Genomic DNA, 24,557 nt, shown 5'->3' on the forward strand with positions numbered 1-24,557 from the left:
ACATTTGATCTTCAGAGGTTTCAGAAGCGGGTTACTGCTTCTCCAGCAACCACTTGCGCTCGCCCGGCGTGTATTGCGGCATTTCATCCGCCAGCGCCGTGTTCACTGCCTGGAAAATCTCCAGTTCCTTGCCCTTGCGCGCAAAGATATAGGCATTGCCCTGACCGTTGAGCTGCAACCACATGTTGTCGTTGGTGCTGCTCATCGACGCGCAATCGCCCGCCAGACACAAGGCATAACGGTCGGCGCCCGGCAGGCCGGATACTTGACCGTCAGCCTGGAACTGCACGGTGCCGCCTTCGCCCTGACCGCTGGCGATTGTCCAGTTGCCGCCCATGTAGGCGGAATACAGCGCACGTTCGAAACTGGCGCCGATCGGTGCGCCTTCCGGCACCGGAATCTGCGCACGGTCGAAGACTTGCTCGGGTTCGTTCTCGCTGGCGGCTTGCTGCAGTTGCCCGCCGTCGCGTTTCAGCTCACTGGCGGAGCTGCCATAGAAGTCGACTTTCCAGGCGCCGGATTCCTCACCCAGCAGCCGTCCTTCGACGTTCTCAAAACCGTTGGTGTAGCGGGCCTGGCCGGCCTTGGTGTTGACGTCCCACTCAAGGTTCGGGCCGTAAGCCTGAAGCGCTTCGCGCAGCGGGCCGCCCTTGGCTGCGGCATCGATTGCCACCTGGTTGATCCAGGTGCCGCTGATGTCACGGTCGGCAGGGTTGCTGGCGCAGCCGCCGAGGAAAATGGCGAGCAGCGGGAGAGCTAGCGCTTTGCGCATGGTGGAATCCTTTCAAAACCTTTTCTTGCTGAGCAGTCGGCGCGGCGTTTGAAGGCCGCGCCGTGCGCATCACTCGATGACCAGAATGGCATCCATTTCAACCTGCGAACCCTTCGGCAGGGCAGCCACGCCGATGGCGGCACGGGCCGGGTATGGCTGGTCGAAGTATTTGCCCATGACCTCGTTGACCTTGGCGAAGTGGCTCAGGTCGGTGAGGAAGATGTTCAGTTTGACGATGTCCTTGAACGAACCGCCAGCGGCTTCGGCGACGGCTTTGAGGTTCTCGAACACCTGGACGGTCTGGGCTTCGAAGCCTTCAACCAGTTCCATGGTTTTTGGGTCCAGAGGAATCTGACCCGACATGTAAACGGTGTTGCCTGCCTTGATCGCCTGGGAGTAAGTACCGATGGCGGCCGGGGCCTTGTCGCTGGTGATTACGGTTTTGGTCATATATGACTCCTTGTAATAGGCAGGTTATGCACGCATGCGGGTGATGCGGATCACTCCGGTCAAGGCGCGCAGCTTCTTGATCACGCGGGCCAGGTGCACACGGTCGTGGACGCTGACCACCAACTGGACCACGCTGATGCGACCATCGCGTTCGTCCATGCTGATTTTCTCGATATTGCCGTCGGCTGCGTTGACGCTGCTGGCCAGCAGGGCGATCAGGCCGCGCTGGTGTTCCAGCTCGACGCGCAGTTCGACGTTGAATTCGCCGGTGACATCCTTGGCCCACGAGAGCTGGATGCATTTTTCCGGGTTGTGCCTGATTTCGCTGATGTTGCGGCAGTTGTCCAGGTGCACGACCATGCCTTTGCCCGCCGACAGGTGCCCGACGATCGGGTCGCCCGGGATCGGCGTGCAGCACTTGGCGTAGCTGAGTACCAGGCCTTCGGTGCCGCGAATCGCCAGTGGGCCTTCCGGGCTTGGCAACTGTTCGCCTTCGCCAAGCAGGCGGCGGGCGACCACATAGGCCATGCGGTTACCCAGGCCAATGTCTTCGAGCAGGTCTTCGATCAGTTCGAGGCGGTACTCGGTGAGCATGGCTTTGACGCGTTCGGCCGGGATTTTCTCCAGCGCGCTGTCGAAACCGTTGAGCACTTTGTTCAGCAAGCGTTCGCCGAGGCTGATGGACTCGGAGCGACGTTGCAGTTTCAGCGCGTGGCGGATGTGCGTGCGCGCCTTGCCGGTCACCACGAAATTCAGCCACGCCGGATTCGGCCGTGCGCCGGGGGCGCTGACGATCTCCACTGTGGAGCCGCTTTGCAGCGGTTCGGACAACGGTGCGAGACGACGGTTGATCCGGCAGGCAATGCAGCTGTTGCCGACGTCGGTGTGCACCGCGTAGGCAAAGTCGACCGCCGTGGAGCCTTTCGGCAGCTCCATGATCCGGCCCTTGGGCGTGAACACGTAGACCTCGTCCGGGAACAGGTCGATCTTCACGCTCTCGATGAATTCCAGCGAGTTGCCGGCACGTTGCTGCATTTCCAGCACGCCTTTGACCCACTGGCGGGCGCGGGCATGGGTGCCTTTCGGCTGTTCGTCACCGCTGGACTTGTACAGCCAATGGGCGGCGATGCCGTTGTTGGCCATCTCCTCCATTTCGCGGGTGCGGATCTGGATCTCGATCGGTACGCCGTGCATGCCGAACAGCGTGGTGTGCAGCGATTGATAGCCGTTGGCCTTGGGGATCGCGATGTAATCCTTGAAGCGACCCGGCAGCGGTTTGTACAAATTATGTACAGCGCCCAGCACGCGGTAGCAGGTATCGACCTTGTCGACGATGATCCGGAACGCGTAGACGTCCATGATCTCGTTGAAGGCCCGACGCTTGCCGCGCATTTTCTTGTAGATGCCGTAGAGGTGTTTCTGGCGACCGCTGACTTCGCCCTGGATGCCGTCGATAGCGAGGCAATGGCCGAGGGACTCTTCGATCTTGTTGACGATTTCCTTGCGGTTGCCCCGGGCGCGCTTGACCGCCTGGTAGATCCGCGCGGAACGCATCGGGTGCATGGCCTTGAAGCCGAGGTCTTCGAATTCGATGCGGATCGCATGCATGCCCAGCCGGTTGGCGATGGGCGCGTAGATTTCGAGAGTTTCCTTGGCGATCCGGCGGCGTTTTTCCCCGGACAGCACTTCCAGCGTGCGCATGTTGTGCAGGCGGTCGGCGAGTTTGACCAGGATCACGCGAATGTCGCGCGCCATGGCCATGGCCATTTTCTGGAAGTTTTCGGCTTGGGCTTCGGCCTTGGTCTCGAAGTTCATCTGGGTCAGTTTGCTGACCCCGTCGACCAGTTCGGCCACGGTTTCACCGAACTGCGCTTGCAGTGCTTCTTTGGCGATACCGGTGTCTTCGATCACGTCATGCAGCATTGCGGCCATCAGGCTTTGATGGTCCATGTGCATGTCGGCAAGAATATTGGCCACGGCAAGAGGATGCGTGACATACGCCTCGCCGCTGCGACGGCGCTGACCGTCATGGGCTTGTTCGGCGTAGAAATACGCTCGGCGGACCAGGTTGACCTGGTCGTTGCCGAGGTAGGTCGATAAGCGATCGGCGAGGGCGTCTATGCTCGGCATGATAAATCCTGCCGCAAGCTGTGATCCCGCGCCGTGCTACGTCGACCAGGCATAGGCTTAGACGGCCTCGTTGGACTCGTCCTCGAACGAAGCGAAGATCGGGTCTTCGTGGACGATTTCCTGCTCGGCGATGAACTCGTAGCTCATCAGGCCTTCAGCGATTTCACGCAAGGCGACAACAGTCGGCTTGTCGTTTTCCCACTGGACCAGTGGCTCTTTGCCGCCGGTGGCCAGTTGACGGGCACGCTTGGTAGAGAGCATGACCAGCTCAAAGCGGTTTTCCACGTGTTCTAGGCAGTCTTCAACGGTTACGCGGGCCATGGTATTCCTCGGAGCGAATGCAATATGCGCGCTGCCCGGTTGGGCGAGCGGACTCAACAGTTTAAAAAATCACCAGCGATTAGGGAAGCGCTGATTTTTTGACCAAGCCCTTCAACGCGCTGCAAGCACCAATGTAAAGCGCTTGCAGCTGTTTTGGGAAGTGCTGATTATCCGAGCAATTCGGCCAGCAACTTGCCGAAACGTACTTGCTGGCGTTTCTGCTGGAGTTGATTGGCGCGAAAAATCGCCTTCAGATCGTCCAGTGCATGAGCAAAATCGTCGTTGATGATCAGGTAGTCGTATTCGACGTAATGGCTCATCTCGCTGACGGCTTCGCGCATCCGCCCGTCGATGATCTCGTCGCTGTCCTGGCCACGATTGGTCAGACGCTGGTGCAGGGCCTGCAGCGACGGCGGCAGGATGAAGATCGAGCGTGCTTGCGGCATCAACTTGCGTACTTGCTCGGCGCCTTGCCAGTCGATTTCCAGAATCAGGTCGTGACCTTCGTCCAGCGTGTGCTGCAGGCGGCTTTGCGAGGTGCCGTAGAAGTTGCCGAAGACTTCGGCGCGTTCAAGGAAGTCGCCGTGCTCGCCCATCTTCACGAACTCTTCACGGGTCACGAAGTGGTAGTTCACGCCGTCCACTTCACCCGGACGCATCGCGCGGGTGGTGTGGGAGATCGAAACGCGGATCTCCGGATTGGTGTCGGTCAACGCCTTGACGAGGCTGCTCTTGCCTGCGCCCGAAGGCGCGGAAATGATGTACAGGGTGCCGGTGCTGTGGGTCATGTCGGGGTAGCCTTACTCAATATTCTGCACTTGTTCGCGCATCTGCTCGATCAACACCTTGAGGTTGACGGCGGCTTGGGTGCTGCGCGGGTCGAAGGCCTTGGAGCCCAGTGTGTTGGCTTCGCGGTTGAGTTCCTGCATCAGGAAGTCCAGGCGCCGACCGGCGGCCCCGCCGGACTTGAGCACCCGGCGCACTTCGATGATGTGAGTGCTCAGGCGATCCAGTTCTTCGGCCACGTCGCTTTTTTGCGCGAGAATGACCATTTCCTGTTCGAGACGCTGCGGATCCAGCTCGGCCTTCATGTCGGTGAAACGATCGAGGACTTTCTGGCGCTGGGTGGCGAGCATCTGCGGTACCAGTTCACGCAGGGTCACGACGTCTTCTTCAATGGAGGTCAGACGCTCGTTGATCAGCCGTGCCAGCTCCGCGCCTTCGCGCTCGCGGCCGGCCTTCAAGTCTTTCAGGCCTTGATTGAACAGCGCCAGTGCGTCGGCATTCAGCGCCTGCGGGTCGGTTGCATCGCCCACCAGTACGCCGGGCCAGGCCAGCACTTCCAGTGGATTGAGGGCGCCAGGGTTCTTGATCAGGCCGGCAACGGTCTCGGCCGCAGCGACCAGTTGCGCGGCGCGCTCGCGATCGACTTGCAGGGTTTTGCCGGTGCTTTCTTCGGTGAAACGCAGGGTGCATTCCAGTTTGCCCCGTGACAGGCCTTGACGCAGCGCTTCACGCACCGCGCCTTCAAGGTCGCGAAACGACTCGGGCAAACGCAGGTGAGGTTCAAGGTAGCGGCTGTTGACCGAGCGCAGCTCCCAGCTCAGGGTGCCCTGTGCGCCGGCTTTTTCGACGCGGGCGAAGGCGGTCATGCTGTGCACCATGGCGGTGACCTCGCAATGCAGATCGGCGCAGCAGGATGTTCCGCAGGCTCGATATCAATGAATTTAAGCCGACTGGCAGCAAAGGCGCAGGATTGTAGCGCAGTGCGGCGAATGCGCCCAAACACACGGTGTGACAAAGGGCTGCAGCCCGTCGGTAATGGGTGTTGCAAGGCCTTCGGTCGTCGCTCGGGTTTTTAACGAGTGCCCAGGCGCGGTGCAGCGCTCTATAATGCTCGGCAGTTTTCCGTCCCCAGTACAGGTATCTCCTATGAAACGTCCAAGTGGTCGCGCTGCCGATCAGCTCCGCTCGATCCGCATTACCCGCAACTACACCAAACACGCCGAGGGATCCGTACTGGTCGAATTCGGTGATACCAAAGTCATCTGCACCGTCAGCGTCGAAAACGGCGTGCCGCGCTTCCTCAAGGGCCAGGGTCAGGGTTGGTTGACCGCCGAGTACGGCATGCTGCCGCGTGCTACCGGCGAACGTAACCAGCGTGAAGCGAGCCGTGGCAAACAGGGCGGTCGCACCCTCGAAATCCAGCGTCTGATCGGCCGTTCCCTGCGCGCTGCGCTGGACATGTCCAAGCTGGGCGACGTGACTCTGTACGTCGACTGCGACGTGATCCAGGCTGACGGTGGTACGCGCACGGCTTCGATCACCGGCGCCATGGTTGCACTGGTTGATGCGCTTAAAGTGATCAAGAAACGTGGCGGCCTGAAGGGCGGCGATCCGCTCAAGCAAATGATCGGTGCCGTATCGGTCGGTATGTATCAGGGCGAGGCTGTGCTGGATCTGGACTATCTTGAAGATTCCGCCGCCGAGACTGACCTCAACGTAGTGATGACCAGCACCGGTGGTTTCATCGAGGTGCAGGGCACGGCCGAAGGCGCGCCGTTCCAGCCTGAAGACTTGAACGCCATGCTGGAGCTGGCCAAGCAAGGCATGAACGAAATCTTCGAACTGCAAAAGGCTGCACTGGCCGACTGAGCAGGTTGTTAACCGCAAGGAGGACTCGATGAGTGAAGAGCAAGAATTGCTGCCCAAGCCGAGCCAGCAAGTTCGCCAATGGGCAATGTTTTGTCACTTGTCCGCCTTGCTGGGGATCTGGATTCCTTTCGGCAATCTGATCGGGCCACTGATCCTCTGGCAAATGAAGCGTGAAACGGACCCGTTCATCGACGCTCAAGGCAAGGAGGCGCTGAATTTTCAGATCACCGTCGCCATTGCTTCGTTGATCTGCTTCCTGCTGATGGTGCTGATCATCGGGTTTTTTCTGTTGGGGATACTGGCTATCGGCGCGTTGGTTTTGACGATCATTGCAGGGGTGAAGGCCAATGAAGGTTTTCCATACCGTTATCCATTCACCTGGCGGTTGATCAAATAAACATCTCACAACGTTTAAAAAATGCCCTGACATGTCAGGGCATTTTTGTTTGTGCAGCAAAATTAAGTTTCGCCGTATGTAGGGATAATCTTTTTGCGATGAGTGACAAGTAACATTTTATATTAATGGTCTGATTACACTTTTAGTCACAACTGCACTGCCTTGGTTAGGTTCTATATCCTTGGAATCAGAGTGGGTGATTGTTAAAGTTGCCGGGTTAATACTTCTCTTGAAATATTAAGATATATTCAAGCCATCGAAGGTTCTTGAATTCCACAGCAATCAGTGTTGAGACAATCAGCCGGTTCATGGGCGGATGCAGGTAAAAAGTTCGCCTCTGAATATATAGTCAAGAATAATTCCAATGATTCAGCTCGATTTTTACGGAACGCTTGTGGCCGCGTCTTTAGTGCTTCTACTGGGGCGCGGGCTGGTCAGGCGTGTTGGGTTCATGCGCAGTTACAATATCCCCGAGCCTGTAGCGGGCGGCCTGGTAGTTGCCATGATCTTATTGCTGCTGCGAACATTCGATATTGAAGTTCGCTTTGATACTTCTCTTCAGACACCGTTGATGCTGGCCTTTTTCGCCACCATTGGTTTGAGTGCAGACTTTGCCAGTCTGAAGAAAGGTGGCCGGATAGTGGGGATATTTCTTCTGGCGGTCGCCGGGTTGTTGGTCGTGCAGAATGCGATGGGTATTGGCCTGGCAACAATGCTCGGGCTTGACCCTTTGATGGGCCTGCTGACCGGATCGATCACCCTGGCGGGCGGTCATGGCACCGGTGCTGCGTGGGGTACGGTATTCAGCGAGAAGTACGGTCTGGCCTCGGCGTCCGAACTGGCGATGGCTTCTGCGACGTTTGGCCTGGTGCTGGGCGGTTTGATTGGCGGACCGGTCGCGCGGTTGCTGATCAAGCGTGTGGAAGTGCCGGGTTGCCAGCAAGAGGATGCGCCACGTTTGCCAAAAGGTTTTGAGCAGCCGAACAAGGAGCGCTCCATCACGCCATTTTCGTTTGTTGAAACCCTCGCGTTGATTGCAGTGAGCTTGCTGGCCGGCAATCTGTTGAATGGCTTGCTGCAAGGGACTGCGTTCGAACTGCCGACATTCGTCTGCGTCTTGTTCGTCGGCGTGGTGCTGCGCAACAGCCTTTCAGCGCTGGGTTTGTATCAAGTGTTTGAACGTGAGGTTTCGGTGCTGGGGAATGTCAGTCTCTCGCTGTTTCTGGCAATCGCCCTGATGTCACTCAAGTTGTGGGACCTGGCGGCATTGGCGTTGCCGATCTTCATCATCCTGGCAGTGCAGGCGCTGGTTATGGCGTTGTTCGCGATTTTCGTGACATTCCGGGTGATGGGTCGCAACTACGATGCAGCCGTGCTGGCCGCGGGACATTGCGGTTTCGGTTTGGGTGCGACGCCGACCGCCATTGCCAACATGCAAGCGGTGACGCAGCGCTATGGTCCTTCGCAGATTGCGTTTCTGGTGGTGCCGATGGTCGGAGCGTTTTTCATCGACATTATTAATGTCATCGTGATCAAGCTGTACCTGATGCTGCCTTTCTTCGTCGCAGTCTGAGTTCGATTCGCTTCGAGCGCAGGCACAAAAAATGCCCGTATCTCGCGATACGGGCATTTTTTTTAACGTTCGAATCGACGCTTAGATGGTCAGCGTCCAGTCGTAGTCGACGATCAGCGGCGCGTGCTGCGAGAACCGTGGCTGACGTGGCAGGCGCGCACTGCGCACGAAGCGCCGCAGGCCTGGGGTCAGGATCTGATAGTCGAAGCGCCAGCCCAGATTGAGCATCTCGGCCTGTTCGTTGTCCGGCCACCAGCTGTACTGGTCGCCTTCACGGCTGACTTCGCGCAGGGCATCAACATAGCCCATGTTGCCGACAATCTCGTCCATCCAGGCGCGTTCTGGCGCCAGGAAGCCCGGGGATTGCTGGCTGTCGCGCCAATTCTTGATGTCGAGCTTCTGCTGCGCCACGTACAGCGAGCCACAATAAATGTACTCGCGACGTTTGCGCCGCTGTTTGTCCAGGTACTTGCCGAAGTCGTCCATGAGCTTGAACTTCTGGTTCAAGTCCTCATCGCCGTTCATCCCCGAAGGGAGCAGCAAGGTGGCAATACTGACTTTGTCGAAATCTGCTTGCAGGTAGCGCCCGTAGCGGTCGGCCGTCTCGAAACCGAGACCGCTGATGACAGCCTTCGGTTGCAACCGCGAGTACAAAGCCACGCCGCCTTGGGCAGGGACTTCAGCATCGCAGGCATAAAGGAAGTAGCCATCCAGTTGGAAGGCTGGGTCATCCAGTTCAAAGGCGGAGGCACGGGTGTCCTGCAGGCAGATGACGTCGGCATTCTGTGCTTGCAGCCAACTGAGCAAACCACGCTCGACTGCAGCCTGAATACCATTGACGTTCACACTGATGATCCGCATAAATGGCCCCAAAAATCGCGTGCGTGTATGATACACGGCGTCAAGCTAATTAGCTAAATCCGTGGTATTTGGGGTTTTTTTCATGCAAGCGTATCAGCGCGATTTCATTCGTTTTGCCATCGATCGCGGCGTTTTGCGCTTCGGTGAGTTCACCCTGAAGTCCGGGCGCACCAGTCCTTACTTCTTCAACGCCGGCCTGTTCAACTCGGGTTCGGCCCTCGCGCAGCTGGGGCGTTTCTACGCTGCAGCCATTGTCGAGAGCGGCATCCCCTTCGACGTTCTGTTTGGCCCGGCCTACAAAGGCATCCCGTTGGCAGCGACCACAGCTGTCGCGCTGGCCGAGCATCACGACCGTGATTTGCCATGGTGTTTCAACCGCAAGGAAGCCAAGGCCCACGGCGAGGGTGGCAGTCTGGTCGGGGCGCCGTTGACTGGCGACGTGCTGATCATCGATGACGTGATCACCGCCGGCACGGCAATCCGCGAAGTGATGCAGATCATCGCGGCTCAGGACGGCGCCAAGGCGGCCGGTGTGCTGATCGCGCTGAACCGTCAGGAGCGTGGCAACGGTGAGTTGTCGGCGATCCAGGAAGTCGAGCGCGACTTCGGCATTCCGGTGATCAGCATTGTTTCATTGAATCAGGTGCTGGAGTTCTTGGCTGACGATCCGCAGCTCAAGCAGCACCTGCCAGCCGTGGAAGCCTACCGCGCACAGTTCGGCGTTTAACGGCGGAGCACTGTGGAAGGCCTTCACATTCAATATTGATGTGATGCAGAGACCGCTTTCGCGAGCAGGCTCGCTCCCACAGGAATTGCAGTGCAAAAAAAGACCCCGCTCAGCCTGGCTGAGCGGGGTCTTTTTGTTCGCGTCTGCGCTTACGGACGCTTGCGATTGCTGATCAGCGTGCCCACACCGGTATCGGTGAAGATTTCCAGCAGGATCGCGTTCGGCACACGACCGTCGATGATCAACGAGCTACCCACACCGCCCTGAACCGCTTCCAGTGCGCAACGGATCTTCGGCAGCATGCCGCCGTAGATGGTGCCGTCGGCGATCAGGTCGTCGACCTGCTGCGTGCTCAGACCCGTCAACACGGTGCCCGACTTGTCCATCAGGCCGGCGATGTTGGTCAGCAGCATCAGCTTCTCGGCTTTCAGCGCTTCGGCAACCTTGCCGGCCACCAGGTCAGCGTTGATGTTGTACGACTCGCCGTTTTCACCGACGCCGATCGGTGCAATCACCGGGATGAAGTTGCCTTTGACCAGCAGGTTCAGCAGCTCGGTATTGATCCCGACCACTTCGCCTACCTGGCCGATGTCGATGATTTCCGGTTGGGTCATCTCCGGGGTCTGGCGAGTCACCGTGAGCTTCTTCGCACGAATCAGCCCGGCATCTTTACCGGTCAGGCCGATAGCGCTGCCGCCGTGACGGTTGATCAGGTTGACGATGCTTTTGTTGACCTGGCCGCCGAGGACCATTTCCACCACGTCCATGGTTGCGGCGTCGGTGACGCGCATGCCATCGACGAAGTGGCTTTCGATCGACAGGCGCTTGAGCAGATCGCCGATCTGCGGGCCGCCGCCGTGCACGACCACCGGGTTGATGCCCACGGCTTTCATCAAGACGATGTCGCGCGCAAAGCCGGTCTTCAGCTCCTCGCTTTCCATCGCGTTGCCGCCGTATTTGATCACCAGAGTCTTGCCGACATAACGTCGGATGTAAGGCAACGCTTCGGACAGGACCTGGGCGGTGTGGGCGGCGGCTTCGCGTTCGAGGGTCATTCAGGGCTCCGGGTGAATCAGAACGGTAGTTGGAGATCAGGTGCAACGCGTTTCAGTTGGGCGTGGAACACATCCTTGATGCGCTGCAATTCAGCCTCGTCATCGGCCTCGAAACGCAGCACCAGCACCGGGGTGGTGTTGGATGCGCGCACCAGGCCCCAGCCTTTGGCGTAATCGACTCGCACGCCGTCAATGGTGGTCAGGTCAGCGCCTGGGCCCCACTGCGCGTCGTGCAGTGCATCAATGATGCTGAATTTGCTCTCCTCGGTCACATGGATATTGATTTCCGGCGTAGAAATATCGTTCGGGAAGGTCGCAAACAGCTCTTCCGCAGTGGATTTTTCCTTGCTGAGGATCTCCAGCAGCCGTGCGGCGCTGTAGATGCCGTCGTCGAAACCGAACCAGCGCTCCTTGAAGAAGATGTGCCCGCTCATCTCACCGGCCAATAGAGCACCGGATTGTTTCATTTTCTTTTTGATCAACGAATGACCAGTCTTCCACATGAGCGGACGACCACCGTATTCCTTGATCAACGGCACCAGGCGGCGGGTGCATTTGACGTCGAAGATGATTTCCGCGTCCGGGTTGCGCGCCACCACGTCGCGGGCGAACAGCATCAGCAGGCGGTCGGGGTAAACGATACTGCCGGTGTTGGTCACCACACCGACGCGGTCACCGTCGCCGTCGAAAGCCAGACCAATATCGGCGTTGGTTTCCTTGACCTTGGCGATCAGGTCGACAAGGTTCTCAGGCTTGCCCGGATCCGGGTGGTGGTTCGGAAAGTTGCCGTCGACTTCGCAGAACAGCGGGATGACTTCGCAGTTCAGCGCTTCGATCAGTTGCGGGGCGATCACGCCGGCCGCGCCGTTGCCGCAGTCGACCACGACCTTCATGCGCCGCGCCAGTTTGATGTCCTGGACGATTTCGGTGTTGTAGCGGTCGAGGATCTCGACCTGGGTGACACTGCCCGTGCCGCTGCTCAGGTTGTTGGTCTTGAGGCGCTCGTGCAGGGCCTGGATTTGTTCGTTGGCGAGGGTGTCGCCGGCGATGACGATCTTGAAACCGTTGTAGTTCGACGGGTTGTGGCTGCCGGTGAGCATCACCCCGGACTTGCCGGCCAACACGTTGGCGGCGTAGTACAGCGCCGGCGTCGGCACCAGGCCGACATCGCTGACGTGGCAGCCGCTTTCGGCGATTCCGCGGATCAGTTCTGCGACCAGCTCAGGACCGGACAAGCGGCCATCCCGGCCGACGGATACATTCGGCTCGCCTTGGGCCAGGCTCTGCGAACCGATGGCGCGGCCAATCCAGTAAGCGGTTTCGGCATTGAGGAATTCCGGCACGGTGCCGCGAATGTCATAGGCGCGGAAAATGCTGTCAGGCAGCTTCGGGGCGATCTTGGCTGGGGTGCTCATCTACGGAAATGCTCCATCTCGAAAGTGGCGGGACAGACCGACGAATCGTTCGACGGCAGGCTCAAACTGAAGGGTATGACGGCGTTTTTCACAGAGAGTTCGTGGTGTGAAAGGGCCATGACGCCTCGGCTGGCGTGGCTTTGGGCCGGCAAAACCTTGATTTACGGTGTTAAAACCTGTCGCTGAAACTGCACAAATTTCCCCTGTAGGAGCTGCCGCAGGCTGCGATCTTTTGACTTTGTTTTTTTAAGATCAAGATCAAAAGATCGCAGCCTGCGGCAGCTCCTACAGGAGATTCATCCGGTTACTTGGTGCCGGTGTGGCCAAATCCGCCAGTGCCGCGTTCGGTTTCGACGAACTCTTCAACCATTTCGAAGTGCGCCTGCACCACCGGCACCAGCACCAGTTGCGCCAGACGTTCGCCGACTGTCATGGTGAAATCGGTCTGGCCACGGTTCCAGCAGGACACCATCAGCGGGCCCTGATAATCGGAGTCGATCAGCCCGACCAGGTTGCCGAGCACGATGCCGTGTTTGTGGCCCATGCCCGAGCGCGGCAGGATCAGCGCGGCGAGGTTCGGATCACCGATGTAAACCGACAGACCGGTGGGGATCAGCACGGTTTCACCCGGTTTGATCACGATGTCCTGTTCCAGCATGGCGCGCAGGTCGAGGCCGGCGGAGCCTGGCGTGGCGTATTGCGGCAGCGGGAATTCGGTACCGATGCGTGGGTCGAGGATCTTGGCTTGCAAAGCGTGCATGTAAATTAAACCTGGTTCAGACGTTCGGCGATAAAAGTGACCAGTTGGCGAGCGATCTTGCTCTTGCTGGTCTGGGCGAAAACCGTGGCGTGTAGCGCACGGTCAATTACGCTGCAGGCGTTTTCTTCGCTGTTGAAACCGATGCTCGGGTTGGCGACGTCGTTGGCGACGATCAGATCGAGATTCTTGTCCTTCAGCTTGCGTGCAGCGTAGTCGAGCAGGTGTTCGGTCTCGGCGGCGAAGCCGACACTGAACGGGCGGTCAGGACGGGTCGCGATGGTGGCCAGGATGTCCGGGTTGCGCACCATTTGCAGGACGAAGCCGTCACCGCTCGTAGGATCTTTCTTGAGTTTTTGCGGGGCAACCACTTCCGGGCGGTAGTCCGCGACTGCTGCCGAGGCGATAAATACGTCGCACGGGATCGCCGACTCACAGGCCGCGAGCATGTCGCGGGCGCTGACCACGTCGATGCGCGTGACGCGATCCGGCGTCGGCAGGTGCACCGGGCCGCTGATCAGCGTGACGCGGGCGCCGGCTTCCACCGCTGCTTCGGCGAGGGCAAAGCCCATTTTGCCGGAGCTGTGGTTGGTGATGTAGCGCACCGGGTCGATGTTTTCCTGAGTCGGGCCGGCGGTGATGACGACGTGTTTGCCAGTCAGCGCCTGGCGCTGGAAGCAGTCTGCCGCGCATTGTGCGAGGTCGGTGGCTTCCATCATCCGGCCCATGCCGACGTCGCCGCAGGCCTGGCTGCCCGAGGCCGGGCCGAATGTCTTCAGGCCACGGCTTTCCAGGAGTTGCAGGTTGGCCTGGGTCGCCGGATCGCGCCACATCGCCTGATTCATTGCCGGCGCGACTGCCACAACGGCGTCGGTGGCCAGCACCAGGGTGGTCAGCAAATCGTTGGCGATGCCTTGGGCCAGGCGGGCGAGCAGGTCGGCGGTGGCTGGGGCAATCAGCACCAGGTCGGCCCATTTCGCCAGTTCGATGTGGCCCATCGCGGCTTCGGCAGCCGGGTCGAGCAGGTCGAGGTGCACCGGGTGGCCGGACAGCGCTTGCATGGTCAGCGGGGTGATGAACTCGGCGCCGCCATGGGTCATGACCACGCGCACTTCGGCGCCCTGGTCGATCAGGCGACGAACCAGATCGGCGCTCTTGTAGGCCGCGATGCCGCCGCCGACGCCCAGAACGATGCGTTTCCGATACAGCCGCTGCATAGGTCTGCCTTTCATTTCGTGGGTGACATACGTGGCGAAACCCCCTCCCCAGGGTGAATTCGCCCGCAAAAAAGATGGGCTACGATATCACAGCGACCGCTACGGAACAGCGGCGCCCACAGACAGGGAATGTGTATGAGTATTCGCGATTGGCCTGCGGCGGAACGGCCGCGGGAAAGGTTATTGGAACACGGTGCAGCGAGCCTTTCGGACGCTGAATTACTGGCGATTTTTCTGCGCACCGGGTTGCCTGGGAAAAGCGCCGTGGATCTGGCGCGACACCTGTTGGCACAATTCGGCAGCCTGCGATTGCTGCTTGAAGCCGATCAGAACGCATTCAGTAAACAATTGGGGCTCGGCCCCGCAAAGTTTGCGCAACTGCAAGCAGCTCAGGAAATGAGCAAGCGCCATCTGGCCGAGCGATCGCGGCAAAAACCGGCACTGGAAAGCCCTCAGGTCGTGCGCGATTACCTGAAAGCGATGCTGCGTCACGAGCCGCACGAGGTGTTTGGTTGCCTGTTTCTCGACTCCAAACATCAAGTGTTGACCTTCGAAGCGCTGTTTCGCGGTTCGATCGACAACACCAGCGTGCATCCTCGGGAAGTGGTGAAGCGTGCGTTGGCCAACAACGCCGCAGCGGTGATCCTCTGCCACAACCATCCATCGGGGAACACCGATCCAAGTCAGGCCGATCGGTTACTGACCAAGCGTCTGCAAAAGGCGCTGGAGCTGATTGATGTGCGGGTGCTGGATCACTTCATCATCGGTGACGGCGAGCCGCTGTCGATGGCGGAATGTGGCTGGATGTAACTCTCAAGGACAAACACTGAACCCCTGTAGGAGTGAGCCTGCTCGCGAAGGCGGTGTATCAGTCAGCATTTTTGTTGCTGACGGACCGCTTTCGCGAGCAGGCTCGCTCCCACATTGGGAACTGTGCAGGGCAGGTTATTTCAGGTTTACCTTCGAATAGTCCTGCCGGCCAAACGGGCTCACGGAGTAACCCTGCACGTCTTTACGCGTCAGTGCGTAGGCCGTCGGATGTGCGAGAGGCAGCCACAACGCCTGCTGTTGAATCTGCGTCTGCGCCTGCTCGTACAATTTGGTGCGCACGCCTTGTTCGCTCGTGGTCTTGCCGGCGCTGATCAGCTTGTCCAGATCGGCGTTGCAGTAGCGCGCAAAGTTGGTGCCCGATTTGACCGCTGCGCAGGAAAACTGTGGCGTGAGGAAATTGTCCGGGTCGCCGTTATCGCCGGCCCAGCCCATGAACAGCAGATCATGTTCCCCGGCCTTGGCGCGGCGAATCAGTTCGCCCCACTCGATCACGCGGATTTCCGCCTGAATGCCGATTTCTGCCAGATCCGATTGCAACAGCTGTGCACCCAGGCTTGGGTTTGGGTTGAGCAGGCTGCCCGATGGGCGCGTCCAGATTGTGGTCTGGAAACCGTCCTTCAAACCGGCCTTGGCCAGCAATGCCTTGGCTTTGGCCACGTCGTGCGGGTATCCCGGCAGGTTCTTCGCGTAGCTCCAGGTGTTCGGCGGGTAAGGGCCGTTGGCCGCTTCGGCGGTGTCTTCGAACACGGCCTTGATGTAGTTGGCCTTGTCGAAGGCAAGGTTGATGGCCTGGCGCACTTCAGGCTTGTCCAGCGGTGGGTGCTGACTGTTGATGCCAACGAAAGCGGTCATGAAGGCGTCAGTCTTTTCGACTTTCAGCGTCGGCTCTTTCAGCGCGGCTTGTACGTCCAGTGGTTTTGGCGACAGGGCGATCTGACATTCATTGCGTCGCAGCTTTTGCAGGCGCACGTTGGCGTCCGGGGTGATCGCGAAGATCAACGGGTCGACCGAAGGCTTGCCGCCGAAGTAATCCGGGTTGGCCTTGTAGCGAATCGCCGCATCTTTCTGGAAGCGGTTGAACACAAACGGGCCGGTACCGATCGGTTGGCTGTTGAGCTTGTCCGTAGCGTTGGCCTTCATGAGTTTGTCGGCGTATTCGGCGGAGTAGATCGAAGCGAAGCCCATGCTCAGGGTGGCGAGGAATGTCGAATCCGGATGATCGAGGGTGAAACGTACGGTCAGCGGATCGAGCGCGTCGATCTTTTTGATCAGCGCTGGCAACTGCATCGATTGCGCATGCGGGAAGCCGCTCTGGGCGACCTTGTGCCACGGGTTGGCCGGGTCGAGCATGCGGTCGAAGCTGAACTTGACGTCTTCGGCGGTCAGCTCACGGCTCGGCTTGAAGTAATCAGTCGTATGAAACTTCACCTGTGGGTGTAGCTTGAAGACGTACGTCAGGCCATCGGTACTGACTTCCCAGCTGTCGGCCAGGCTCGGCACGACTTTGCCGCTGGCAGTGTCAAAATCCACCAGACGGTTCATCAGCACATCGGCCGAGGCATTGGTGGTGGTCAGCGAGTTGTACTGCACCACGTCGAACCCTTCAGGGCTGGCCTCGGTGCAGACGCTCAGCGCGGCGGCCTGGGCCAGGGGGCTCAGCAGGAGCGGGGCGAGCAAGAGGGGTAGGGCAGCGAGGCGCATGGTCGGTTTCCTTTTACAGATCGAAGGCCCATCTGCAAGCGCAGTCTGGAAAAGGCCTACCCTAGAGGTCTGGATTACAAATGACTATCCCCTTTTTGCATTTTCGGGGCACAGTGATGGCGGTTTTTCAGACCGCGGCGCGCGGTAAAAAGTCTGAATCGTCCGTAGGGACGATTTTCTGCGACGAGTGGTAAAAATCAATGCCAGCCTTTATCCAAAGCGTTTGCAGGCTGAAAAAGCGCCTTTTTGCCGATTGATTGCACACCGATTGTTGTTGCTGCGAAGTCTTTCTGGTATAAAGCAGCGCTCTTTTCTAGGGGCCCGGTTCCTTCACTGTAGGTGTAGCCGGTAAGACCTCTAAAGAAACGCGGCGCCTGGCGCCAAATGACTGAGAGATTAAGCGGCCAACCCATGCCGGGTTGGGCATGTGGTTTTAGAGGGCTGAGGCATGTCGAGAGTATGTCAAGTTACCGGTAAGGGTCCGGTGACTGGGAATAACATTTCCCACGCAAACAACAAAACCCGTCGTCGTTTCCTGCCGAACCTGCAGCATCACCGCTTCTGGGTTGAAGAAGAGAAACGTTTTGTGCGTCTGCGCGTATCTGCCAAAGGCATGCGTATCATCGACAAGCGTGGCATCACTGTCGTGCTCGCCGAACTTCGCCGCGATGGCAAGATTTAAGGGAGCTAATCATGCGTGAATTGATTCGTTTGATCTCGAGCGCCGGTACTGGTCACTTCTACACTACCGACAAGAACAAGCGTACTACCCCGGACAAAATCGAGATCAAGAAATATGATCCGGTTGTTCGCAAGCACGTGATCTACAAGGAAGGCAAAATCAAGTAATTGATTTTTCCCGACTTACGAAAAAGGCCCGTATCTCACGATACGGGCCTTTTTTGTTGCCTCGGTTTCTGTGGTGTCTGGTCGGGCCTCATCGCTGGCAAGCCAGCTCCCACAGTTTCGGCGGTGTGCACAAATCTTTTGAGCGCCAATTATCCCTGTGGGAGCTGGCTTGCCAGCGATAGGGCCAGGTCAGTCGGCGAAAATCCTCAAGCCTTCTGTTCGAAAATCACATAGATCTTGCGGCAAGCTTCGAGCACTTCCCAAGTGCCACGAAACCCCGCCGGAATCACAAAGCGGTCGCCAACGCGCAACGTCTTGGCATTGCCATCGCTGTCACGCAGCACCGAAACCCCCTGCAGGATTTCGCAGTATTCATGCTCGGTGTAATTCACCGTCCACTGACCCACCGCACCTTCCCACACGCCGACGCCCATCTGCCCACAAGGGCTTTCGTATTGATGAAACACCGCTTGTTCAGGATCACCCTTGAGCACTTTGGCCGGGTCCGGGCGATAGCGTTCGGCTTCGCTGCTGGTCAGGCTGATGTCGACGACGTTCTGGATGTTCATTGTTGTTTTCTCCCGTGATGACGGCGCGATGGTTGGAATTGACGGAAGTCTATGTTTATTAAAATGAACACCGCAAGGCCGTATAGCCGGCTTATGTCAAATATATTGAAACAACCCCGGCCGCTGGTTTAGGGTGGCGGGTGCCTTGGGCCGAATTGCAGGCTGGCCGGGCAGAATTTTTGAGGACGCTGGCGACGATCGCGCGGCGCTCGTATTGAACAAGAGGAGGACACTCAAATGACCACCCTGACTCGTGCCGACTGGGAACAACGCGCCCGCGACCTGAAAATCGAGGGCCGCGCCTACCTCAATGGCGAATACACCGACGCCGTCTCCGGCGAGACTTTCGAGTGCATCAGTCCGGTCGATGGCCGCCTGCTCGGCAAGATCGCCAGCTGTGACGCCGCCGACGCCCAGCGCGCTGTAGAAAACGCTCGCGCCACGTTCAATTCCGGCGTCTGGTCGCGCCTGGCGCCGACCAAACGCAAAGCCACCATGATCCGATTTGCCGGCCTGCTCAAGCAGCACGCCGAAGAACTGGCCCTGCTCGAAACCCTCGATATGGGCAAGCCGATCAGCGATTCGCTGTACATCGACGTTCCGGGCGCGGCGCAGGCGCTGAGCTGGAGCGGTGAGGCGATCGACAAGATCTACGACGAAGTGGCGGCCACGCCCCACGACCAACTGGGTCTGGTGACCCGCGAGCCAGTGGGTGTGGTCGGCGCTATCGTGCCGTGGAACTTCCCGCTGATGATGGCTTGCTGGAAACTCGGCCCGGCGCTGTCGACCGGTAACTCGGTGATCCTCAAACCATCGGAAAAATCCCCGCTGACCGCCATCCGCATCGCTGCGCTGGCTGTTGAGGCCGGCATTCCGAAAGGCGTGCTCAACGTGCTGCCGGGTTACGGTCACACCGTCGGCAAGGCGCTGGCCCTGCACAACGATGTCGACACACTGGTGTTCACCGGTTCGACCAAGATCGCCAAGCAACTGATGATCTACTCCGGCGAATCGAACATGAAACGCGTCTGGCTGGAAGCCGGCGGCAAGAGCCCGAACATCGTCTTTGCCGATGCGCCGGATCTGCAGGCTGCGGCTGAATCTGCCGCCAGCGCCATCGCCTTCAACCAGGGCGAAGTCTGCACCGCCGGTTCGCGTCTGCTGGTCGAGCGTTCGATCAAGGACACATTCCTGCCGATGGTGATCGAGGCACTGAAAACCTGGAAGCCGGGCAACCCGCTGGACCCGGCGACCAACGTCGGTGCGCTGGTCGATACCCAGCAGATGAACACTGTGCTGTCGTACATCGAATCCGGTCATAGCGATGGCGCCAAACTGGTCGCCGGCGGCAAGCGCATTCTGCAGGAAACCGGTGGCACCTATGTTGAGCCGACGATTTTCGACGGCGTGAGTAACGCGATGAAGATCGCTCAGGAAGAGATCTTCGGCCCAGTGCTGTCGGTCATCGCTTTCGATACGGCTGAAGAAGCGATCCAGATCGCCAACGACACGCCGTATGGCCTGGCCGCTGCGGTATGGACCCAGGACATCTCCAAGGCGCACTTGACCGCCAAGGCGCTACGCGCCGGCAGCGTGTGGGTCAACCAGTACGACGGCGGCGACATGACCGCACCGTTTGGCGGCTTCAAGCAGTCGGGTAACGGTCGCGACAAGTCGTTGCACGCGTTCGACAAGTACACCGAGCTGAAAGCGACGTGGATCAAGCTGTAAGTCGTTAGGAGGGTCTGTTCGCGAGAGCAGATCCTCCAGGCCAAGCAGATCCCCTGTGGGAGCGAACCTGCTCGCGAAAGCGGTGTATCAGTCAGCCCATGTGCTGAATGTGCAGCCGTATTCGCGAGCAGGCTCGCTCCCACATTTGTTTGATGTGGCCTCTAAAAATAATTATCCACAGGAGCGTGGAACATGCGGTGGGCGACGTATTTCGCCGTGTTGGCGTCTGTCTTGAGTGTCGGCCTGGCCCTGGGGGTCAGCATGCCGTTGGTGTCGTTGCGCCTCGAAAGTTGGGGCTACGGCGCCTTCGCCATCGGCGTGATGGCGGCGATGCCGGCGATTGGCGTGCTGCTGGGCGCGAAGATTTCCAGCCATCTGGCGGCACGTTTCGGCACGGCAAATCTGATGCGCCTGTGCCTGTGGGCAGGGGCGCTGTCGATCGGTCTGTTGGCGTTGCTGCCGAGCTACCCGATCTGGTTAGTGTTACGGCTGATGATCGGGGTGATCCTGACCATCGTGTTCATCCTCGGCGAGAGCTGGATCAATCAACTGGTGGTCGAGAACTGGCGCGGGCGACTGGTGGCGCTGTATGGCAGCAGCTATGCGTTGAGCCAACTGTCGGGTCCTTTGCTGTTGGGCGCGCTGGGCACCGAGCATGATTATGGTTTTTGGGTCGGTGTCGCTTTGCTGTTGCTGTCGCCATTGCTGCTATTGGGCCGCAGTGGTGCGCCGAGCAGTGAGGCGAGCAGCGTAACGTTCCGCGAGTTGTGGGGCTTCGCCCGCGAGTTGCCGGCGATTGCCTGGGCGGTGTCGTTGTTCGCCGCGTTCGAGGCGATGATCCTGACGTTGCTGCCGGTTTATTGCCTGCAGCAGGGCTTCACTGCCGAGATTGCGCTGGCGATGGTCAGTACCGTGGTGGTGGGCGATGCGCTGCTGCAGTTGCCGATTGGCGCGTTGGCCGATTACCTGTCGAGGCGTACGTTGTTCGCCGGTTGCGCGCTGGTGTTGATGTTGTCGAGTCTGGCGATTCCGCTGTTGCTCGATACGTTGCTGATCTGGCCACTGTGGGTGTTGTTCGGGGCGAGTGCTGGTGGCTTGTTCACCCTGTCGCTGATTCTGATCGGCGAACGCTATCGCGACGATGCGCTAGTGCGTGCGAATGCGCACATCGCACAGTTGTGGGGTATTGGGTGTCTGGTCGGGCCGCTCGCGGCGGGCGCGGGCAGTCAGTGGATCAACGGGCATGCGTTGCCGTTGTTGATGGCGATCGGGGCGTTTGGATTGGTGATTCTGCTCTTGCGCCAAGGGGCATTCGGACCGATAACCGAGCCTGCCTAAGATCAAAAGATCGCAGCCTTCGGCAGCTCCTACAGGAGGAATGCATTTCAACTGTAGGAGCTGCCGAAGGCTGCGATCTTTTGCTTTTTTAAAGCATTCGCTCAAGCCCGACAGTGGTGCTGAACCACGCGTTGAACCGCCGCCACCAGCTCCCCGGTTCTTTGCTCAGCGTATGCATCTGGCCGTTATCCTCGGTCACCCAGACTATATGCCCGTTCTCCAGTTTCGCCTGGTAACTCAGCGCCGGCGCCATGCCCTGCAATGCCAGCTCACGTACATGTTCGGCCAGCTCAGGGCTGTCGACCAAGACCCCGACTTCGGTGTTCCACAGAACCGAGCGCGGGTCGAAGTTGAATGAGCCGATAAACGATTTCTGCCGGTCGAAGATCATCGCCTTGCTGTGCAGGCTTGAATCGGAACCGCGAAACGACTTGCTGTAAAACACATGCGGACCGCTGCCGTAGTTATCCCCAGGCTGACGGCGCAGTTCATACAGCTTCACGCCATGCTCCAGCAACGCTTTGCGATACGGCGCATAGCCGCCGTGAACCGCTGGCACATCGGTGGCTTCCAGCGAGTTGGTCAGCAAGCTCACTGATACCCCTGCATCGGCACGGCCGGTCAGGTACACCAGGCCCGGTTGGCCCGGTACGAAATACGCCGAAATCATGATCAGCTCTTTGCTGACGCCGCGCAGCTCCGGCCCTAATTGCGTGGTCAGCAGCAACTGCGGATCCGGCTCATCCTTGGCCAACACTTTGCTCGGCGCGTCCCACAGCGCCTGATTCCACGCCCAGATCAGCTCTTTGCGCCAGATATCCATGCGCGGTGCGGTCTTGAATGTCATCAACTGCTGATACAGCGCGTGATTCTGTTTGCGCGTGTCTTCCAGCGACTCTTCCAGGCGTGTACGGGTGTTCTGCAGGTCCTTGGCGGTCGGTCGGGTGGAGAGAAATTCGTCGATCGGTTTGCTCAGGGCGCTGTTCCAGTACTGGTCGAAACTGTGCCCGAGCTGCTCGGCCACCGGCCCGACACTGAGCATGTCGATGTCGGTGAAATTCAGGTTCGGCTCGGCATCGAAATACTCGTCACCGAGATTGCGCCCGCCAACGATGGCCACGCTGTTGTCCGCCAGCCACAGCTTGTTGTGCATGCGCCGATGCTGCAGCGACAGATTGAACAAGCGGCCTGCTGCGCGGGTGACGCCGGTACTGCGGCCCAGATGCAGCGGGTTGAACAGACGGATCTGGATCTGCGGATGCGCCGCCAGGGTGGCGATGATCTGGTCGAGGCCGTCGCTGGTGGTGTCGTCGAGCAAAATGCGTACACGCACGCCACGATCGGCCGCCTTGAGCAGTTCCTCCACCAGCATCCGCGTGCTGATGCCGTCGTGGACGATGTAGTACTGCAGATCGAGACTGGTCTGGGCGTTGCGGATCAGCTCGGCGCGAGCAGTGAACGCTTCGCTGCTGTTGGACAGCAGGCGAAAACCCGAGCGACCTTGGTAGGGCGCCGCTTGCGCCTGAATCGACCGGCCGAAGCTGGAGTCGGACGCCGGTAGCGCCTGGCTGGGCTCACGCGGAACATCGAGACTGGCACAGCCGCTGAGGAACGAGGCGAGTAACAGCAAAGCGAGTAGGGGCTGTCTGAAGCTCACGTAGGATCATTCCGGTTGGCGGCAAGGGTAGGCATATGGACGCGGTTCTCTGGAAAAAGGTCAGTCGGCTTCGGCCAATAATCTGATGGCCGTCGCGCCGACCTTGCGCACCGCCTCCTCGATCTGCGCTGTCGGTTTGGCAGCGTAGTTCATCCGCAGGCAATTGCGGTACTTGCCTGAAGCGGAAAAGATGCTGCCGACGGCAATCTGTACGCCTTGGTCGTGCAACTCACGATTGAGCTTCAGGGTATCGAAACCTTCCGGCAACTCGACCCACAACATGAAGCTGCCTTGCGGCCGGCTGGCGCGGGTGCCCGCCGGGAAATAGCGGGTCACCCAGTCGATCATCAGGTCGCGACTGCGCTGGTATTGTGTGCGCATGCGCCGCAAATGCGGTTCGAAATGACCGGCCTTGAGAAATTCGGCGATGGCGATCTGCGGCTGCGGCGCGGTCGAGCCGGTGCTGATGTATTTCATGTGCAACACCCGCTCAAGGTATCGACCCGGCGCGACCCAGCCAATGCGCAGCCCCGGCGCCAGGGTCTTGGAAAACGAACTGCACAACAGCACGCGGCCGTCTTCGTCGAAGGATTTGATCGTGCGAGGGCGCGGGTAGGTGTAGGACAGTTCGCCATACACATCGTCCTCGATGATCGCCACGTCGAAGCGCTGTGCGAGATTGAGCAGGGCGCGTTTGCGTGACTCGGGCATGATGTAGCCGAGCGGGTTATTGCAGTTGGGGGTGAGCTGGATGACCTTGATCGGCCATTGTTCCAGTGCCAGTTCCAGCGCTTCGAGGCTGATCCCGGTGAGCGGGTCGGTGGGGATTTCCAGGGCTTTCATGCCCAGGCCTTTGAGGGTCTGCATGGCGCCGTGAAAACTTGGCGAGTCCACCGCGACAATATCCCCCGGCTCGCAGATCGCGTGGATGCTGGTGGACAGCGCCTCATGGCAGCCGGTGGTGATTACCAGATCGCTGGCGCTCAACTGGCAGCCGGAGTCGAGCATCAGTCGAGCGATCTGTTCGCGCAGTTCGAGGGTACCGTGAATGTTGTCGTAATACAGACCGGGCATGTCCTGACGGCGGCTGATTCGCGCCAGCCCACGCAGCAATGGCTTCATCGTCGGCGAGCTGATGTCCGGCATGCCGCGGCCCAGTTGCACGACATCCTTGCGCGGCACCGCGCGAATCAACTCCAGCACTTGATCCCACTGCGAAATCTCCACCGGGCGCTGCGCCGGACGGCCTACGGCGGGCAGCTCCGGCAGCTCGCGGCCGACCGGCACGAAGTAGCCTGACTTGGGCTTCGGCGTGGCCAGGCCGCTGTCTTCGAGCATGCGATAGGCCTGCTGCACCGTGCTCAGGCTGACCCCGTGTTCGACGCTCAAGGCGCGCACCGATGGCAACCGATCGCCGGGACGATAGAAGCCTTGTTCGATGCGCGTGCCGAGCAATTCGGCGAGATTTACATAAAGGGTCATGGCGCTGCCTCGGTGCGGTGATTCGATAAACCAGTACAGATGCAGCAAAAACCGGCAATTCAGTCGGTA

General features: G+C 59.3%; 23 protein-coding genes and 1 pseudogene. 9 read left to right on the forward strand and 15 right to left on the reverse strand.

All coding sequences use genetic code 11. The annotated features are described in order from the left end of the window. Nucleotides 1-31: 31 nt before the first annotated feature. From QZR14_RS03420 to QZR14_RS03445, 6 genes are all read right to left on the reverse strand, one after another. Entirely contained in the window at nucleotides 32-772 is a 741-nt protein-coding gene (locus QZR14_RS03420) for a hypothetical protein (RefSeq protein WP_250605669.1), read from the reverse strand. Nucleotides 773-841: 69 nt separating this feature from the next. After that, entirely contained in the window at nucleotides 842-1,222 is a 381-nt protein-coding gene (locus QZR14_RS03425; protein ID WP_311995894.1) for a RidA family protein, read from the reverse strand. A gap of 24 nt (nucleotides 1,223-1,246) precedes the next feature. Then, nucleotides 1,247-3,352, reverse strand: a complete 2,106-nt coding sequence (gene spoT, locus QZR14_RS03430) for a bifunctional GTP diphosphokinase/guanosine-3',5'-bis pyrophosphate 3'-pyrophosphohydrolase (protein ID WP_064589822.1) — start codon at nucleotides 3,350-3,352, stop codon at nucleotides 1,247-1,249. Between the two features lie 57 nt (nucleotides 3,353-3,409). Continuing rightward, on the reverse strand, nucleotides 3,410-3,673 hold the full coding sequence (rpoZ, locus tag QZR14_RS03435) for a DNA-directed RNA polymerase subunit omega (RefSeq protein WP_250605670.1): 264 nt from the start codon (nucleotides 3,671-3,673) through the stop codon (nucleotides 3,410-3,412). Between the two features lie 167 nt (nucleotides 3,674-3,840). Continuing rightward, complete coding sequence (gmk, locus tag QZR14_RS03440) at nucleotides 3,841-4,461, reverse strand: guanylate kinase (RefSeq protein WP_102669403.1); 621 nt, start codon at nucleotides 4,459-4,461, stop codon at nucleotides 3,841-3,843. Between the two features lie 12 nt (nucleotides 4,462-4,473). Beyond that, nucleotides 4,474-5,337, reverse strand: coding sequence for a YicC/YloC family endoribonuclease (locus tag QZR14_RS03445; protein ID WP_250605671.1), 864 nt, complete (start codon nucleotides 5,335-5,337; stop codon nucleotides 4,474-4,476). A gap of 268 nt (nucleotides 5,338-5,605) precedes the next feature. Between QZR14_RS03445 and rph the strand changes: the two genes are divergently transcribed. The 3 genes from rph (at nucleotide 5,606) to gltS (ending at nucleotide 8,298) form a co-directional block, all read left to right on the forward strand. Next, nucleotides 5,606-6,328: a ribonuclease PH gene (rph, locus tag QZR14_RS03450; RefSeq protein ID WP_016985814.1), complete on the forward strand. Its 723-nt coding sequence runs from the start codon at nucleotides 5,606-5,608 to the stop codon at nucleotides 6,326-6,328. Nucleotides 6,329-6,356: 28 nt separating this feature from the next. Next, on the forward strand, nucleotides 6,357-6,725 hold the full coding sequence (locus QZR14_RS03455; protein ID WP_250605672.1) for a DUF4870 domain-containing protein: 369 nt from the start codon (nucleotides 6,357-6,359) through the stop codon (nucleotides 6,723-6,725). A gap of 364 nt (nucleotides 6,726-7,089) precedes the next feature. Further along, nucleotides 7,090-8,298, forward strand: a complete 1,209-nt coding sequence (gene gltS, locus QZR14_RS03460) for a sodium/glutamate symporter (protein ID WP_250605673.1) — start codon at nucleotides 7,090-7,092, stop codon at nucleotides 8,296-8,298. A gap of 81 nt (nucleotides 8,299-8,379) precedes the next feature. Here gltS and QZR14_RS03465 read toward each other — a convergent pair whose 3' ends face one another. Beyond that, complete coding sequence (locus tag QZR14_RS03465; protein ID WP_007920349.1) at nucleotides 8,380-9,159, reverse strand: exodeoxyribonuclease III; 780 nt, start codon at nucleotides 9,157-9,159, stop codon at nucleotides 8,380-8,382. 82 nt (nucleotides 9,160-9,241) lie between these two features. On the opposite strand from QZR14_RS03465, the gene pyrE reads away from it, so the two are divergent. Next, nucleotides 9,242-9,886 carry an orotate phosphoribosyltransferase gene (gene pyrE, locus QZR14_RS03470; protein WP_250605674.1) on the forward strand — a complete coding sequence of 215 codons (645 nt, stop codon included), beginning with the start codon at nucleotides 9,242-9,244 and terminating at the stop codon, nucleotides 9,884-9,886. A 149-nt stretch (nucleotides 9,887-10,035) separates the two neighbouring features. On the opposite strand, the gene argB is transcribed toward pyrE, so the two are convergent. From argB to coaBC, 4 genes and pseudogenes are all read right to left on the reverse strand, one after another. After that, nucleotides 10,036-10,941: an acetylglutamate kinase gene (argB, locus tag QZR14_RS03475; RefSeq protein ID WP_003229488.1), complete on the reverse strand. Its 906-nt coding sequence runs from the start codon at nucleotides 10,939-10,941 to the stop codon at nucleotides 10,036-10,038. A 17-nt stretch (nucleotides 10,942-10,958) separates the two neighbouring features. Beyond that, a pseudogene (locus QZR14_RS03480) lies at nucleotides 10,959-12,335 on the reverse strand (phosphomannomutase/phosphoglucomutase); the annotation flags it as partial. Nucleotides 12,336-12,660: 325 nt separating this feature from the next. Then, a complete protein-coding gene (gene dut, locus QZR14_RS03485; protein WP_016985816.1) occupies nucleotides 12,661-13,116 on the reverse strand; it encodes a dUTP diphosphatase in 456 nt (151 codons plus the stop codon). Nucleotides 13,117-13,121: 5 nt separating this feature from the next. Further along, the gene (gene coaBC / locus QZR14_RS03490) at nucleotides 13,122-14,330 is read right to left on the reverse strand and encodes a bifunctional phosphopantothenoylcysteine decarboxylase/phosphopantothenate--cysteine ligase CoaBC (RefSeq protein WP_095119812.1); all 1,209 of its coding nucleotides are present in this window, start codon (nucleotides 14,328-14,330) and stop codon (nucleotides 13,122-13,124) included. A 135-nt stretch (nucleotides 14,331-14,465) separates the two neighbouring features. Here coaBC and radC point away from each other — a divergent pair, with 135 nt between their 5' ends. Next, on the forward strand, nucleotides 14,466-15,140 hold the full coding sequence (radC, locus tag QZR14_RS03495; protein ID WP_250605675.1) for a RadC family protein: 675 nt from the start codon (nucleotides 14,466-14,468) through the stop codon (nucleotides 15,138-15,140). 135 nt (nucleotides 15,141-15,275) lie between these two features. Here radC and QZR14_RS03500 read toward each other — a convergent pair whose 3' ends face one another. Further along, a complete protein-coding gene (locus tag QZR14_RS03500) occupies nucleotides 15,276-16,862 on the reverse strand; it encodes an ABC transporter substrate-binding protein (RefSeq protein WP_250605676.1) in 1,587 nt (528 codons plus the stop codon). A gap of 448 nt (nucleotides 16,863-17,310) precedes the next feature. Between QZR14_RS03500 and rpmB the strand changes: the two genes are divergently transcribed. Together rpmB and rpmG are read left to right on the forward strand one after the other, a co-directional pair. Next, nucleotides 17,311-17,544, forward strand: a complete 234-nt coding sequence (rpmB, locus tag QZR14_RS03505) for a 50S ribosomal protein L28 (protein ID WP_007920377.1) — start codon at nucleotides 17,311-17,313, stop codon at nucleotides 17,542-17,544. An 11-nt stretch (nucleotides 17,545-17,555) separates the two neighbouring features. Continuing rightward, nucleotides 17,556-17,711 (forward strand): 50S ribosomal protein L33, encoded by a 156-nt coding sequence (gene rpmG / locus QZR14_RS03510; protein WP_003177274.1) that lies wholly within the window; start codon nucleotides 17,556-17,558, stop codon nucleotides 17,709-17,711. 206 nt (nucleotides 17,712-17,917) lie between these two features. Here rpmG and QZR14_RS03515 read toward each other — a convergent pair whose 3' ends face one another. Continuing rightward, on the reverse strand, nucleotides 17,918-18,280 hold the full coding sequence (locus QZR14_RS03515; RefSeq protein WP_064589815.1) for a cupin domain-containing protein: 363 nt from the start codon (nucleotides 18,278-18,280) through the stop codon (nucleotides 17,918-17,920). Nucleotides 18,281-18,517: 237 nt separating this feature from the next. Here QZR14_RS03515 and QZR14_RS03520 point away from each other — a divergent pair, with 237 nt between their 5' ends. Further along, entirely contained in the window at nucleotides 18,518-20,011 is a 1,494-nt protein-coding gene (locus tag QZR14_RS03520; RefSeq protein WP_038359230.1) for an aldehyde dehydrogenase, read from the forward strand. 192 nt (nucleotides 20,012-20,203) lie between these two features. Further along, nucleotides 20,204-21,349 carry an MFS transporter gene (locus QZR14_RS03525; protein WP_250605678.1) on the forward strand — a complete coding sequence of 382 codons (1,146 nt, stop codon included), beginning with the start codon at nucleotides 20,204-20,206 and terminating at the stop codon, nucleotides 21,347-21,349. An 88-nt stretch (nucleotides 21,350-21,437) separates the two neighbouring features. Here QZR14_RS03525 and QZR14_RS03530 read toward each other — a convergent pair whose 3' ends face one another. Both QZR14_RS03530 and QZR14_RS03535 read right to left on the reverse strand, forming a co-directional pair. Continuing rightward, nucleotides 21,438-23,006 carry a phospholipase D family protein gene (locus QZR14_RS03530; RefSeq protein WP_250605679.1) on the reverse strand — a complete coding sequence of 523 codons (1,569 nt, stop codon included), beginning with the start codon at nucleotides 23,004-23,006 and terminating at the stop codon, nucleotides 21,438-21,440. 60 nt (nucleotides 23,007-23,066) lie between these two features. Beyond that, the gene (locus tag QZR14_RS03535; protein WP_311995896.1) at nucleotides 23,067-24,488 is read right to left on the reverse strand and encodes an aminotransferase-like domain-containing protein; all 1,422 of its coding nucleotides are present in this window, start codon (nucleotides 24,486-24,488) and stop codon (nucleotides 23,067-23,069) included. Nucleotides 24,489-24,557: the final 69 nt, after the last annotated feature.

This window comes from Pseudomonas sp. rhizo66, assembly GCF_031931925.1.
In the GTDB taxonomy this organism is placed as follows: domain Bacteria; phylum Pseudomonadota; class Gammaproteobacteria; order Pseudomonadales; family Pseudomonadaceae; genus Aquipseudomonas.

Bases quoted from the DNA above. Each gene is read 5' to 3' on its own strand.
- QZR14_RS03420 (WP_250605669.1), bottom strand. From the start codon at position 772: ATGCGCAAAGCGCTAGCTCTCCCGCTGCTCGCCATTTTCCTCGGCGGC.
- QZR14_RS03425 (WP_311995894.1), bottom strand. From the start codon at position 1,222: ATGACCAAAACCGTAATCACCAGCGACAAGGCCCCGGCCGCCATCGGT.
- spoT (WP_064589822.1), bottom strand. From the start codon at position 3,352: ATGCCGAGCATAGACGCCCTCGCCGATCGCTTATCGACCTACCTCGGC.
- rpoZ (WP_250605670.1), bottom strand. From the start codon at position 3,673: ATGGCCCGCGTAACCGTTGAAGACTGCCTAGAACACGTGGAAAACCGC.
- gmk (WP_102669403.1), bottom strand. From the start codon at position 4,461: ATGACCCACAGCACCGGCACCCTGTACATCATTTCCGCGCCTTCGGGC.
- QZR14_RS03445 (WP_250605671.1), bottom strand. From the start codon at position 5,337: ATGGTGCACAGCATGACCGCCTTCGCCCGCGTCGAAAAAGCCGGCGCA.
- rph (WP_016985814.1), top strand. From the start codon at position 5,606: ATGAAACGTCCAAGTGGTCGCGCTGCCGATCAGCTCCGCTCGATCCGC.
- QZR14_RS03455 (WP_250605672.1), top strand. From the start codon at position 6,357: ATGAGTGAAGAGCAAGAATTGCTGCCCAAGCCGAGCCAGCAAGTTCGC.
- gltS (WP_250605673.1), top strand. From the start codon at position 7,090: ATGATTCAGCTCGATTTTTACGGAACGCTTGTGGCCGCGTCTTTAGTG.
- QZR14_RS03465 (WP_007920349.1), bottom strand. From the start codon at position 9,159: ATGCGGATCATCAGTGTGAACGTCAATGGTATTCAGGCTGCAGTCGAG.
- pyrE (WP_250605674.1), top strand. From the start codon at position 9,242: ATGCAAGCGTATCAGCGCGATTTCATTCGTTTTGCCATCGATCGCGGC.
- argB (WP_003229488.1), bottom strand. From the start codon at position 10,941: ATGACCCTCGAACGCGAAGCCGCCGCCCACACCGCCCAGGTCCTGTCC.
- dut (WP_016985816.1), bottom strand. From the start codon at position 13,116: ATGCACGCTTTGCAAGCCAAGATCCTCGACCCACGCATCGGTACCGAA.
- coaBC (WP_095119812.1), bottom strand. From the start codon at position 14,330: ATGCAGCGGCTGTATCGGAAACGCATCGTTCTGGGCGTCGGCGGCGGC.
- radC (WP_250605675.1), top strand. From the start codon at position 14,466: ATGAGTATTCGCGATTGGCCTGCGGCGGAACGGCCGCGGGAAAGGTTA.
- QZR14_RS03500 (WP_250605676.1), bottom strand. From the start codon at position 16,862: ATGCGCCTCGCTGCCCTACCCCTCTTGCTCGCCCCGCTCCTGCTGAGC.
- rpmB (WP_007920377.1), top strand. From the start codon at position 17,311: ATGTCGAGAGTATGTCAAGTTACCGGTAAGGGTCCGGTGACTGGGAAT.
- rpmG (WP_003177274.1), top strand. From the start codon at position 17,556: ATGCGTGAATTGATTCGTTTGATCTCGAGCGCCGGTACTGGTCACTTC.
- QZR14_RS03515 (WP_064589815.1), bottom strand. From the start codon at position 18,280: ATGAACATCCAGAACGTCGTCGACATCAGCCTGACCAGCAGCGAAGCC.
- QZR14_RS03520 (WP_038359230.1), top strand. From the start codon at position 18,518: ATGACCACCCTGACTCGTGCCGACTGGGAACAACGCGCCCGCGACCTG.
- QZR14_RS03525 (WP_250605678.1), top strand. From the start codon at position 20,204: ATGCGGTGGGCGACGTATTTCGCCGTGTTGGCGTCTGTCTTGAGTGTC.
- QZR14_RS03535 (WP_311995896.1), bottom strand. From the start codon at position 24,488: ATGACCCTTTATGTAAATCTCGCCGAATTGCTCGGCACGCGCATCGAA.